Origin of the sequence: Fodinibius salsisoli (genome assembly GCF_026229185.1) — a bacterium.
GTDB lineage: Bacteria > Bacteroidota > Rhodothermia > Balneolales > Balneolaceae > Fodinibius > Fodinibius salsisoli.
Genome location: NZ_JAGGJA010000010.1, coordinates 100,203 through 113,311 on the forward strand (window position 1 = coordinate 100,203; position 13,109 = coordinate 113,311).

Below are 13,109 nucleotides of genomic sequence, written 5' to 3' on the forward strand. Positions count from 1 at the left end.
TGAGTTAAAAAAGAACTCTCCAATAAGGGAAAGTAATAGCGCCTAAAACTATCCAAAATAAGCTAAGAAAGAAGGGGATTATGGCAGCCAGCTTTGTAATACTTGTTGGTTTATAGTACCAGGAAAATAAGCCGTGATAAGAAGCTTTTTGTTGCTTTTCGCTATAGGCAGAGCCTACGTAGCTATCTTTATACCACCAAAGGCGGTCATCAATTTGGGCGATTTTTTCAGCGATAAATTTGATGTCATCTCTGTATCCTTTTACTAATGCGCGGTCTTGGGCTCCAACAAAAAACCATAGCAAGGAAATGAAAAGCCCGAGTACAGTGGGAATAATACTCAATTCAGCATTTTGGTTATTCGCATCAAATAGTAAATATCCCCAAAAACCAAATATGCCCGTCTGGACCGTAAGAAAAAAGTTAAATCGTGTCCACATTCTGCTGAAATGGGAGGTAAGGTAGTTTACTTTTAACTTATAATCCTCAATCAAGAAATCTTCATATCCCATCATTACTGTGTTTTTATAGATAATTTTGCTTCTTCTTATGATATCTCCCGAATCCAGATATCTGAGCCAATGGCTTTTAGAGCCCCATCTTTCATAAGTAGTAGCTTACCAATTTCGAGCTGGTGAGGCAAGCTGTTCATTTTTTTATAGCTCACGTCCCGTAAATACTTCGATCTCAGTGATCTTTTCATCTTTGAATCGCAGAAATTCAGCCATATTTCGAGCCGGATTTTCTTCACTCACCACCTTATAGCGTACCATAAACTCGGGATGGGCACCAAATATTTGCAGGTCTGTAGCCCAGCTTTGCCCGACCGAAGGCCAAATTTCTTCAATCATTTCATCCCTGTCGGTATAGGTAGCCCAATCACTAATATGAGTTAGATCCGTAGTTAACGTTTCTTTTAATGCTTCTTTGTCAGTCTCTTTATAGGATTGATAATACTGACGAATGATTTGCCTGTATTTCATATTGTCCTCCTTTGTTTTGATATTTGAGTACAAGCTATAAACAATCCTTTCCAGGGAATTAAGTATCAGCTGTATCTTTACGTTACCATAACCGGGCAAGCAGGCGGTGCACATTTTTTGAATGCCAATAGTTTGTATGACTATTCAGGGGATTCCAGGCCGTTCGCAAGTGATAATCTTTTACATTGGGACTTTCTTCTACCATTGGCTCCACCGGAAATGAAATTGGATCATATTTATTCCACATATTTACCCAGAGGGGAGCCTCGGAATTTTTGCCATTGGCTGTCAACCCGAGGGAATCCAAGGGAATTCTGTTGCCGTATGCTAAATCCCTAATTCTTTTATCGCTTCGGAGAGCCATCATGGCAATGGGAGATCCCATTGTAATTAAGCGGCGTAATGTTAGTCGGTTATCTTCTTTAATTGATTTAAGCGTTATCAAGCTTTTAACAAATGAGAGTGTATCTTCTAAGGCGGCATCTCCTTTGGTAAATGGCATTTCATGCTGTTCACGAAGTTTCCTGAGTTCGGATATATTTTTTTCGAGTGCATTTGCTTCCTCCAATAACTCTGTCATGGATAGCTTATCCTCGGTGAATAGATAGTTGACCAAGTCAAATGCTACGACGGATCCGGCACTGTGACCAATAATGGTTATAGTAATGGTGCTGTCAGGGTCACTTAACAGGTTTCCTAAACGGTTGCCTATAAGGTGGTAAATTCTTGCCCTGATGGACTTTCTTCCATCCGAAGAGATATAGTAAAAAGCATCGGCCAGCCCATACAGCGCTAACTTTCGGATCGCTTTTTGGGGTAATAAGGTAAACCAATAACTGTCCGTAATGGCTTTGATGACCCGCTGTCCCAAATAGTGCTGAGCGTCTTTTAATCGGTGACTCGCACCGAGATTTTGAGCATCAGATTCCTGATACTCCCAACCCCATTCTGTAAAACAATGCTCAGCTTTATCCCACTCTTCTTGCTTATTTTCCTTTCGTAAGTATCGTTTAACCCCTGATTGCAGAGCTTCATACTCTTTCCTATGGGAGAGCTCCATTTTGCGTTGAGGATCCTGAATTTCTCTTAGATCTTCACCATCAATTACCTTAGCTATCGTTGCCAGATTTTCATCCGGAGATATGCCATGTATATAAATGATCACTTGCTGATCCATATCTTACCTCCCTCAGTTATTGTTTTCCGGTAAACCAGACGTTCCTCTTTCAATAGAAGATTAGTTGCAGAAACCTTTATGTGTTTTTTTACCCTGGGTTGACATTATTACTTCTGGCCTGCACACCGAGTCTTTGCATAGCAGAGTGAGTGGGCACATCAAAACTCAAGGCCCTATTATTTAGCTGAGTTTAACATTTTACCCAACTACTCATAAATAGATTTAGAGCTATACTTTAGCGGGGCAGTGAGCAGAGCTTTGGTTCCTTTTCCCGGTTGAGATATAATTTCCAGATTCCCACCAAGCATTTTCATGCGTTCTCGAATATTAAACAGTCCAAAGCCTCCTTTTTTTATTAGTGTGTTCTTTTCTCGCTTATAATTAAAACCCTTTCCGGTATCTCTTACGATTATTAGAATATGGTTATCTGCTCTTTTAAGTTTTATTGAGGCTTCAACTACATCGGTATGCTTGATAATGTTAAAGCATAATTCCCTGACACTCTCATATAAAACTTTATGGGTTTCTTCACTAACTGGCTTCTGTTGGCTATCATCCTCCACGGTAATTTCCAATTCATATTTTTCCATCTTTTGGGCCAGCCATTTTAACAGGTCCGCAATATTTTCATTTATATATAAGGGCGGAGGCTTCAGCTCATTTACGAAATTTCGGGTATTCTTATTGGCCATAAGCAATACCTCCTTTATATCACTGATTTTTCCTAAAACGTCATCTTTGTGAGCCGAATTCTTTAATTGATCCAGTTTGATAATACTTAAATCTAACAATTGTCCCACATGGTCGTGAAGAAACCTGGCAATGTCATTGCGTTCCTTTTCTTTGGTACTATTTAATTGATAGGTTAGTGCTTGAAGTTGATCTTTATATTCTTCCAGCTTGGAGGTCCGTTCTTTAACCTTTCTATCAAGGATCTTATTCATTTTTTTTAGCTTTTTTTGAGTCTGGACCCTTGAGGTTACTTCAATAGCGATATTGATTATTCCCCTGACATTGCCTTCAGAATCCCTAATCGGGCTAAATGTATAATCAAACCATGCCTTTTCAGGATTTTCATTGCGCAAGAGTATAAACTCAGCACTACCATAGAAGTCAGATTTCCCATTTAAAGCACGATTAATCTGGGGCTCGATGGTATCGCGGGCTTCAGACCAAATATCCAGGAAGGGGCGGCCGAGTGATTCTGGCTTTTTGCCCAGCAGGGGACGGTAGGCATTATTATAAATACTGATTAAGTTTTTTCCCCACCCTATCACGATAGGAAAGTCGATTTCCAGGATGATATTGACGATATCAGACAGGGTGGAAGGCCAATCTTTTATAGGTCCCAAAGGGTTTTGTGACCAATCTTTTTCATGGATAAGCCTTCTTATTTCTCCTTTCTTTTTGGGCAATCCTGGCTGCTTACTTGGCATATAACCTCCTCCCAAAATTAATATAACCTGTTTAGGGGTTTGAATTTGTGGCAAATAACCGACATTTATCCCTCTTGTCATCTTGCCCCCAATCTCCCGATGCATCGGAACGGTGGTAGCCAACGATGATCTACTGTCAGCTCATATCAACAGCCCCCAACTTTAGGAGATCCTGATCCCGAGCATTCGGGACAGGATGACAAGAAAGCTAGTTTCAACCGCTAAACGCGTTACCTAGACTATTATAAAAATATAAAAAAGTACCGAAACTTTATGCCTCTATCTTTAATTACCTGTTTGGGAAGGATAAATTCAATTAAAAAAAAGGCCGGTAATCGCACTAATAAGAATAAACTGGTGACAAACGGTTGCTATATGGACTACTGTGTTTGAACGAGGGAGGGACCCCTTAGAGCGCTGGTTACCCTGCTCTCAAGTCATTTTAGAGACTAGATCATTTATTTGATTTCATCTTGTTTTAAAGCACAAATAAACAAGAAAAGCAGTAATAAATATGGTAACTATATCAGAAATTAAAGTACCAATACCATATTCTGTTTTCTTTTTCCTGCTCTTGATAAATTCTTTACCCCTTAACATTACAATTACCAACATCATTACGATGAATCCCACACCACTAAAGGATCAATACCAATAGTTATAAAAAAATCATTGATGAATTCAGCTAACGCCTCCCGTTTAATTTGAAAAAATGTAAAGGACAAATTGGTTGAGTGTTTTTGAATTTAAAGTAAGCAGGCTAACGATATTGCACATAAACTGCCCCATGGAATCTCCCGACGGGTCGGGAGGCCACGCAGTGGCACCCCGGCGGGTCCAGTAGCGGTTATACCACCAAAGTAAGTAGTAATTTTCTTAGAGGTAATCTAAAGGCGGGTTAGGGACAACTGCCTATTTGATTTTACTAAATTGCCCCGACTCGTAATTTTTAATAACTGGTTCCAACTTTTCAATTAAAGGCAGAAGATCTTCATAAATATTTGTAGGTGCTATAAGAAGAAACACATGTATTTCAGAATTTTGAATAGGTTGCTGGAAACTCAAATTCCGATCACTTGTTATAAAAATATCAAAATCCTTTTCAGCTTTTGATAACAAAGGTCCATCTTTTGCACCGGCCCAATTCATCTCCGGGACTGTAGTTACATCAAAATCAGGATCTAATTCTTCAACTCTGTATTTCAATTTCTTAGGAAGGCATTCGTCCAATAGAATCTTAATCATTGGGGCTGAAGAAGCTGATTTTTAAAGGATTCAAGTACTTCAATAGCTTGTTGACGGGAAACGGTAGGATAATCTTCTAAAAATTCCTGAACCGTATGATCAGCTTCTAAATATTCTATAAAAGTTTTAACAGGAACCCTTGTTCCTTTAAATACAGGAGTTCCACCAAGAATATCTTTTCGTTGTTCAATGAGTTTATTAGAAAGACTCATAACTTAGAATAAGAGTTAAGGAATTTACTTTTATCAAGATAAGCAACGACTAAGTCATTTAGAAATTTCTTGAAAAGTTTAGCAGTTGCCCTAACGATTTGTGTATAATCGGCGTGCGGCGTGTTGTTGAATTAGCAACTAACGAAGGAAAGATACTCAGCGAGAAACGAATGACATGAGCCCCGTCTGGCCAAGACAAACCGGGAATTAGGATTTTTGGAAAGCTAAATTACTGCGATGCAGATTTTTGACGGTGTTAAGACTGCCCCAAGAAGAAGCTGAAAAATAGAATGCTATGTTGTACTCTGGGGGAATAGACAATACAGATAATGTCGATACATAACAGATGTTATGTGTTTAAATGGAGGGAGATACATACAGATAAGTTGGGAAGAGGAAGGGAGAAAATGAAAAAGCCCGAACTCATCACGAGCTAAGGCTTTTATTACGTGGTGGGTGCTACTGGATTCGAACCAGTGACCTCTACCTTGTCGGGGTAGCGCTCTAAACCAACTGAGCTAAGCACCCAAAATTATTTGTCTTAAATCCACAAATAACAAGAGCGGCTAATATAGGTATCTTTACGGCAATTTAGCAAACAATTATTACACTTATCTGCATTAGAAGCCGCGATGAAAGATTTGCTCCTTTTTGCTTTCAGCTGTAGCACAGGTTTTGTATTTTTGGGTTTGTATAAATTACGGTTTAAAATATTATATGTCTCAACGAAGAGAAGCACGAAAGGCAGTCTTACAAGCGCTTTACGCCAACGAAATAGGTAAAGGGCAATGGACTCAGATCATTCGGTCCGTCATAAAGCCTAAGATTAACAACAGTGATACCTTTTCATTTGCAGAAAAACTTTTTTTAAAAGTTGTCAATAACCAGGAAACCATTGATGAGGTTATCCAATCTCATATCAATAACTGGCGCATTGGGCGGTTAAATAAAGTAGACTTGATGGTGTTGCGGCTGGCTATTGCAGAATTTTTATATTTTGAGCAGATTCCTACCAAGGTAACTATTAACGAAGCTATTGAAGTGGCTAAAAAGTTCTCGACACAGAAATCCGGGAATTTTGTTAATGGTATTCTCGATTCTGCTTTAAAACAGCTTCAGGATGACGGTCGCATCCAGAAAAAAGGTCGGGGACGTATTGAAACCTCTCTCTAATGAGAAATAAGTATTGGGTTTATTAGCGTGGACAAGCAAAAATACATAGCGATAGGAGATATCCATGGATGTTTCCAAACAATGAAGGCCCTGATTAATAAATTAGACGGCTTTTATGATCGCACTTTTGTATTTGTAGGAGACTATATAGACCGGGGACCGGGCTCAAAGCAGGTGGTGGATTTTTTGCTTGACTTTAGAAAGCAGGTCGATTGCATCTTTTTACGGGGCAACCACGAGCAGATGATGCTCGATGCCATTGACAAGGGGGAGATGCATCTCTGGTTGATGAATGGAGGCGACACCACCGTGAGCTCTTATAAAGTTGACAGCCGACGCTTTAACCTTCCGGATGAGCACGACCAGTTTTATCGATCTACGGAGTTTTACTACGATACCCCCAACTTCTTTTTTGTTCATGCGGGCTTATCGCCATCCAAAACCATTAGTGAGTCAATCCTGGATGAGAAACAAGTACAGCAATTTTTGTGGGAGCGTTCGCATTTGAACACGGCAAAAAAGCCCTGGGAGAAGCCCGTCGTCTTTGGGCATACACCACGCCCAAGCCCTACCAATGAGTCTCAAATGATTGGCATTGATACCGGCTGTGTATATAACCGGAGAGGTTATGGAAAGCTTACGGCCGTCAAGCTGCCCGAGAAAGAGTTCATTCAACAGGATTGTATCGATTAATTAATTTTAAAATTTTAGTAACTGAGTTTTCATGAGCTTACGATGTGGAATAGTTGGATTACCTAATGTTGGAAAATCCACCCTTTTTAATGCCTTGAGTGATGCCGGAGCAGATGCGGCGAACTTTCCTTTCTGTACCATCGATCCCAATGTAGGGGTCGTGCCGGTGCCCGATGAGCGACTGGACAATCTGCACGAAATTGTCGGATCCAAAGAAAAGATTCCTACCAGTGTAGAATTTGTGGATATTGCCGGCCTGGTAAAAGGGGCCTCCGAAGGTAAAGGGAAGGGTAATGCGTTCTTGTCACACATCAGGGAGGTAGATCTCATTGTGCATGTAGTGCGCTGTTTCCAGGATGAAAATGTCATCCACGTGGAGGGCGATGTAGATCCCCAAAGAGATATTCACATCATCGAGGATGAGCTTATCCTTAAAGATCTTGAATCCGTGGAGAAGCGGCTGGAAAGCCTCAAGAAAGCTGCCAAGAGTGGAGACAAAGAGGATGTCCGCAAGCTTGAAATTGTACAAGGCTTAAAAGAGCATCTGGAAGTGGGTAATGCAGCACGTACATACGAGGTTTCTGAGGAAGAACGACAAGCCTACCGTGAACTGTTTTTGCTTTCCGAAAAGCCGGTTCTATATGCCTGCAATGTCTCAGAAGATGATCTCGATTCCGGGAACGACTGGGTAGATGAGGTCCGGGAGATTGCGGCTGAATTTGAGGATGAAGTCGTAACGTTTTGTGCAAAGATAGAGTCTGAGATTGCCGAGCTGCCCGAGGATGAAAAACAGCTTTTCCTGGAAGAGTTGGGGATTTCCAGTGCGGGATTAGATCGACTTATTCAGGCTGCTTACGAAGAACTGGGACTGATTACTTATTTTACCTCCGGACCAAAGGAATCCCGGGCATGGACCGTTCGCAAGGGATCTACTGCACCGGAAGCTGCGGGCGTAATTCACAGTGATTTCGAACGTGGATTCATCCGTGCCGAGACTGTTAGCTATGAAACGTATAAAGAGTTGGGATCCGAGAAGGCCGTTAAAGATGCGGGTGAAATGCGCCAGGAAGGAAAAGATTACATTGTTCAGGATGGCGATGTCATGCTCTTCCGTTTTAATGTATAATCATCCCGATAGAATTTTTATAGACCGTCAGATGGCTGTTAGGCCGTCCGACGGTTAATAAAACAGGTTATTACAGACTCACTTCTTTATCTTCTTTCATCTCGAATGAAACCGTATCTGCTGGAACACTTCCGGGATTGATTTCATCGGGAACGATCCATGCATCCGGATATCTCTTTTTTACAGCCTGGGTAAACTGTATGGCCCGGGTCCGACTTTGAAAGTCCCCGACATGCACTTTGTAGTAGGGCTGTTTAAAGCTGATATAAGATTTAGCCCGATAGTTGGGCATCTCTTCAGTGATCCACTGGTTGAATCCTTCGGCCGTAGTATCAGCCCGCTGGATGTCACGGGTAGAGATAAGCTGTATTCGGTAACCCCGGTAGGGATTGTTATCAGTAGTTGAGCTGGTAGTATCTTCTTTTAGGAAGGCGCGGGGAATTTCCAGCTGCTCTGAACGCTGTAAGTCAGCCAAATGATTCCTGTTTTGATCCAGCAGCTGTTCCAAAGCCATGGCCTCTTCTTCTGTAAGAGTTCCAGAATCGGGGCTATCGCCACCTGAGGGACCCGATGAGCTTGATTTTTGGACCGTACCGCATGAACTGAGTAGAAGAGTCGTTAGACATAGGATTAAAAGCGAAATGTTTTTCATAATCTTAAAGTCCGACCGGGTGCCAAGTTGTTTTAATTTCCTGAAATTCAGTAATAAAATAAGGAGATTTTGATTCTTTATCCTGCCAATCTTCAACAGGCTTTCGAATAATATGTTTTAAGTTTAAAGCCCCGTTTTTATCAATTTGTTTCTGCTGTTCTTGAGGAATATCCGGATCGGTATAAAAGAAAGCATTCACATCCATATGCGAGGTCATATGTTTGAGCAGCTCTTCGCGATAACCGGTTAGGATATTGACAACGCCGCCCGGCACATCAGAAGAATTGAGCACTTCGGCAAAACTTATGGCACTCAGGGGAAATTGCTCTGAGGCCAAGACCACACAGCTGTTGCCACCGACAATGACGGGGGCAATGACGGAGATGAGTCCCAACAGCGGCTGTTTCTCAGGAGCCCAGATATTGACAACGCCGGTAGGCTCGGGCAGTGAAAAATTGAAGTGCGAACTGGCCACCGGATTGATGCTCCCAAACACTTGCTGATATTTATCCGACCAGCCGGCGTAATAAATCAGGCGATCAATGGAGGCATCCACTTCGGATCTTGCTTGTTTGCTTTTATAGCCAATGGTTTCGAGTTCATGAATGAACTGGGCTTTTCGGCTTTCGAGCATCTCTGCGATACGATATAGAATTTGTCCCCTGTTGTAAGCCGTTCGGTTACTCCAGCCTTCAAAAGCATCACGAGCCGCTACGACAGCATCACGAACATCTTTACGTGAACATTGGCAAGCATTGGCCAGGATTTGATCATCCCCATCATATACTTTATAATAGCGACCTGATTCGGTACGCGGGAAGTTCCCACCGATATATGTTTTGTAGGTTTTTAAAACTTCAATACGATCTGACATAATTCTCCAATTTATAGACTTAAAAATTTAGCAATAGTATCTATCTTTGTGCCATCGGTACGGATTCTCCCGTATGTATTCTTCAATTTTAATCAACGCCTTTTGATTCCTAACAATATGATCATAGAACCCCTTTTGCCAAGCAAAGGATTTATAAGATTGTGTTCGTATTTTTCTGGTGCAAGATGATTTAAAACCGCGAACAATAGACGAAATATTATCTCGCTGTGGCCCAAATTCATTTTTGTAGCCATGATTATTTTTTCCATCAGGTAGAGACGGTCCGCGTCCGTCACCTGTCTGTACCATAGATCCATCTGTTTTATTCTGAGACGCATGATGCGATGCGTCTCTACAATTGCTGTCCAATTCCGTTGGTTTTAAATAAATAATGCCATGTAAATGATTGGGCATGACAACCCATTCTCCTAATATTACTCTATCTCTTATCTTGGCAGTCTTTTGCCATTCATCAGCAGCAATATGTCCTACTGCATTGAGATTCATACGCCCATTCTCAACCTTTCCAAAGCAAGAAATACGATTCTTAGTACAGATCGTAATAAAGTATAATCCGGCCGAAGAATAATCATATCCTTGTAACCGTAGGGAATCAGATCGATATTTGTCTTTATATTTTTCCAAAAATTAATTCTGTAGAGACGGACCGCGTCCGTCTCATAAAATTATGATTACCAAAAAATAATAGGATAAAAACTGATTAAACCTGTGTGTATCTGTGCCATCGGCATCATCTGTGTTCTATTTCAATTTTACATACGGATACAATCCGTGGAGCCCACCTTCACGGCCTTTGCCGCTTTCTTTGTACCCGCCGAAAGGCGATGTGGGATCAAACTGGTTATACGTATTGGCCCAGACAACCCCATTACGGATTTTGCTGCCTACCTTGAATATCTTTGATCCTTTATCGGTCCAGACACCACCGGCTAACCCATAAGGCGTGTTATTGGCTTTCGCTATTCCTTCTTCAGCCGTCCTGAAGGTCTGTATCGTTAGAACCGGACCGAAAATTTCTTCCCGGACAATACGATTCGATTGACCTACATTGGAAAAGAGGGTAGGGCGGCAGTAATACCCTTTTTCCGGAAGGTCACAGGAGCTCTGATACATCTCGGCACCTTCATTAACACCAAGCTCTAAATATTGATTGATTTTTTTGTATTGCTGCTCCGAGTTGATGGCTCCGATATCCGTATTTTTATCTAATGGATCACCGACAATGAGGGTTTCCATACGATCGTGAAGCTTCTGAATGACACGGTCGGCAATACCTTCCTGTACCAACAGCCGGGAGCCTGCGCAACAGACGTGCCCCTGGTTAAAAAAGATAGCATTGATGATGCCTTCAACCGCCTGATCAATAGGAGCATCTTCAAAGATTATATTAGGTCCTTTGCCACCCAGCTCGAGGGTATATTTTTTGTCCGTCCCGGCCAGCGATTCCATAATAATTTTGCCCACTTTGGTAGACCCGGTAAAAGCAATTTTATCCACCTCTTCGTGATTAACAAGCAGGGAGCCCGTTTGTCCGGCACCAGTAACAATATTGACTACTCCTTCGGGGAGTCCGGCATCACGACAAAGTTCAGCAAATTTAAGGGCCGTAAGCGATGTTGTCTCGGCAGGTTTTAATACAACGGTATTACCGGTGGCAAGGGCTGGGGCTATCTTCCAGGCCAGCATAAGCAGGGGGAAATTCCAGGGAATAATCTGTCCCGCTACGCCCAGCGGCTCGGGCTTTTTGCCCGGGAAGGCGTACTCAAGTTTATCAGCCCAGCCGGCATAGTAGAAAAAATGAGCTGCAGCGAGGGGGATATCAACATCCCGGGACTCACGGATGGGTTTTCCTCCATCCATCGATTCAATGATGGCAAACTCGCGGGCCCGTTCCTGGATAAGACGTGCCAGCCGAAAAATATATTTACCCCGTTCAGCCGGATCCATGGTGGACCATATTTTAACATAGGCCTTACGGGCCGCTTTTACGGCTTTGTCTACATCCTGCTGGGTGGCTTCGGCTATAGAAGAAAGCTCTTCTTCGGTAGCCGGGTTGACAGACGAGAAATATCGACCTTTGGCAGGCTTCTGGAATTTTCCATCAATAAAGAGATCGTATTGATCCTTAATTTCGATATGATCGTTGCTCTGCGGGGCCTCGTCATACTGCCATGGACCCTCAAAATTAAGTTTCGAAGTAGGAGAAGATGGTTTGTAGGCATCCTCTGCCTGCTCAACTTCTTGGGTGGATTGTTGTTCGTCAGCCATTTTTTTAAAAGATATTTGTGAATTAAGAATAAACCGCAAAATACGCGGAGTTATCGCAGGAGTTCGCTATGATTACAAATTATTTACAACACGCCGAAATAACTCATTATTGAGAATAACGTCGCGATCTTTGCGGATCCATTGCGGCTCTGCAGTTAACTAATCATTAGAAAAATAATCTTTGCTTTGGTATACACCAGTATCTTGTTTTACAATTTGAAGTAAAAGATCGTTTGCAAGGGAGCTGGCTCCAAATCGAAAATAGTTGGGCGTAAGCCAGTCTGCTCCCAACGTCTCGTTCACCAAAACCAAGTACTGGATGGCTTGCTTTGCTTTGCGAATTCCGCCCGCTGGTTTCATGCCAACCATTCGATCGGTCTCATAATAAAAGTCCCGGATGGCCTCCAGCATGACCAGCGTAACAGGCTGCGTAGCTGCCGGCTGTACTTTGCCGGTTGAAGTTTTGATGAAATCAGCTCCGGCATGCATCGCCAGATCACTGGCTTTGCGTACATTTTCGAGTGTCTGCAGCTCCCCGGTCTCCAGGATGACTTTTAGATGTGCGCCACCACAGGCTTCTTTGACTGCTGCTATTTCATCAAAGACGTATTGGTAGTCGCCTGCGAGGAATTTACCACGAGAGATAACCATATCCACTTCATCGGCCCCATCCGCTACGACCTGGCGAGTTTCCTTAAGCTTGGCATCAAGGGTTGCTGTGCCACTTGGAAAAGCAGTAGCAACGCTGGCAACGTTTATGTCGGTACCGCGCAACGCTTTCTTGGCAACGCTCACCATATTGGGATAGACACAGACGGCGGCAACGGTAGGAAGGTCAGGCATATCAGCGTATGGTTCCTTGGCCTTATGGCACAACTGTATAACCTTACCCGGGGTATCCATGCCTTCAAGCGTAGTTAAATCAACCATACTCAGAGCCATTTTGAGGGCCATTATTTTGGACTCCTTTTTAATGCTACGACTATTCAGACGCGCTACGCGTTCTTTAATACCGACTTGATCTATGGGGATGGTTTCACTGAAATCCGGCATATTTAAAGTGTTAGATATTGGGTTACTGCTTTTGCTTAAGGTCTATCAAAAGGTAATAATTCCTTGGTTATTCCCCCAAGTGTTATCTGTGTAGAAATGTTGTGGTAAAAACCTCACAAAAAAAAGAATGGACACAAGTCAATTAAATCTGGATTGACTGCTAGGGTGACACCAAAAGAAAGGATCCTTATTCATGT

The 13,109-nt window shown here is 42.3% G+C and carries 14 protein-coding genes and 1 tRNA gene; 3 read left to right on the forward strand and 12 right to left on the reverse strand.

Annotation, left to right across the window (positions count from 1 at the left end):
* Positions 1-4 precede the first annotated feature (4 nt).
* The 7 genes from J6I44_RS14780 to J6I44_RS14810 form a co-directional block, all read right to left on the reverse strand.
* Positions 5-514, reverse strand: a complete 510-nt coding sequence (locus J6I44_RS14780; protein WP_265766925.1) for a RipA family octameric membrane protein — start codon at positions 512-514, stop codon at positions 5-7.
* Between the two features lie 141 nt (positions 515-655).
* Positions 656-982: a nuclear transport factor 2-like protein gene (locus tag J6I44_RS14785; protein ID WP_265766926.1), complete on the reverse strand. Its 327-nt coding sequence runs from the start codon at positions 980-982 to the stop codon at positions 656-658.
* A gap of 82 nt (positions 983-1,064) precedes the next feature.
* Complete coding sequence (locus J6I44_RS14790; protein WP_265766927.1) at positions 1,065-2,159, reverse strand: hypothetical protein; 1,095 nt, start codon at positions 2,157-2,159, stop codon at positions 1,065-1,067.
* A gap of 206 nt (positions 2,160-2,365) precedes the next feature.
* Entirely contained in the window at positions 2,366-3,595 is a 1,230-nt protein-coding gene (locus J6I44_RS14795) for a sensor histidine kinase (protein ID WP_265766928.1), read from the reverse strand.
* Between the two features lie 912 nt (positions 3,596-4,507).
* Complete coding sequence (locus J6I44_RS14800) at positions 4,508-4,840, reverse strand: DUF5615 family PIN-like protein (RefSeq protein WP_265766929.1); 333 nt, start codon at positions 4,838-4,840, stop codon at positions 4,508-4,510.
* Positions 4,837-5,052 (reverse strand): DUF433 domain-containing protein, encoded by a 216-nt coding sequence (locus J6I44_RS14805; protein ID WP_265766930.1) that lies wholly within the window; start codon positions 5,050-5,052, stop codon positions 4,837-4,839. Before J6I44_RS14805 ends, J6I44_RS14800 begins: the two co-directional genes overlap by 4 nt.
* Before the next feature lie 450 nt (positions 5,053-5,502).
* Positions 5,503-5,580 (reverse strand) — tRNA-Val (locus tag J6I44_RS14810).
* A gap of 189 nt (positions 5,581-5,769) precedes the next feature.
* Between J6I44_RS14810 and nusB the strand changes: the two genes are divergently transcribed.
* Genes nusB through ychF form a run of 3 tightly spaced genes read left to right on the forward strand, consistent with a single transcriptional unit; the run spans position 5,770 to position 8,044 of the window.
* Positions 5,770-6,225 (forward strand): transcription antitermination factor NusB, encoded by a 456-nt coding sequence (nusB, locus tag J6I44_RS14815; RefSeq protein ID WP_265766931.1) that lies wholly within the window; start codon positions 5,770-5,772, stop codon positions 6,223-6,225.
* A gap of 27 nt (positions 6,226-6,252) precedes the next feature.
* On the forward strand, positions 6,253-6,918 hold the full coding sequence (locus J6I44_RS14820) for a metallophosphoesterase family protein (protein WP_265766932.1): 666 nt from the start codon (positions 6,253-6,255) through the stop codon (positions 6,916-6,918).
* A gap of 31 nt (positions 6,919-6,949) precedes the next feature.
* The gene (gene ychF / locus J6I44_RS14825; protein ID WP_265766933.1) at positions 6,950-8,044 is read left to right on the forward strand and encodes a redox-regulated ATPase YchF; all 1,095 of its coding nucleotides are present in this window, start codon (positions 6,950-6,952) and stop codon (positions 8,042-8,044) included.
* Between the two features lie 70 nt (positions 8,045-8,114).
* Here the strand turns inward: ychF and J6I44_RS14830 are convergent, their stop codons facing one another.
* The 5 genes from J6I44_RS14830 to deoC all read right to left on the reverse strand — a co-directional run bounded on the left by J6I44_RS14830 (position 8,115) and on the right by deoC (position 12,912).
* Positions 8,115-8,696, reverse strand: a complete 582-nt coding sequence (locus J6I44_RS14830) for an SPOR domain-containing protein (protein ID WP_265766934.1) — start codon at positions 8,694-8,696, stop codon at positions 8,115-8,117.
* Positions 8,697-8,700: 4 nt separating this feature from the next.
* The gene (locus J6I44_RS14835) at positions 8,701-9,570 is read right to left on the reverse strand and encodes an aldehyde dehydrogenase family protein (protein ID WP_265766935.1); all 870 of its coding nucleotides are present in this window, start codon (positions 9,568-9,570) and stop codon (positions 8,701-8,703) included.
* Positions 9,571-9,597: 27 nt separating this feature from the next.
* Positions 9,598-10,215 carry a transposase gene (locus tag J6I44_RS14840; RefSeq protein ID WP_265766936.1) on the reverse strand — a complete coding sequence of 206 codons (618 nt, stop codon included), beginning with the start codon at positions 10,213-10,215 and terminating at the stop codon, positions 9,598-9,600.
* A 117-nt stretch (positions 10,216-10,332) separates the two neighbouring features.
* Complete coding sequence (locus tag J6I44_RS14845; protein ID WP_265766937.1) at positions 10,333-11,859, reverse strand: aldehyde dehydrogenase family protein; 1,527 nt, start codon at positions 11,857-11,859, stop codon at positions 10,333-10,335.
* A 159-nt stretch (positions 11,860-12,018) separates the two neighbouring features.
* Positions 12,019-12,912: a deoxyribose-phosphate aldolase gene (gene deoC, locus J6I44_RS14850; RefSeq protein ID WP_265766938.1), complete on the reverse strand. Its 894-nt coding sequence runs from the start codon at positions 12,910-12,912 to the stop codon at positions 12,019-12,021.
* Positions 12,913-13,109: the final 197 nt, after the last annotated feature.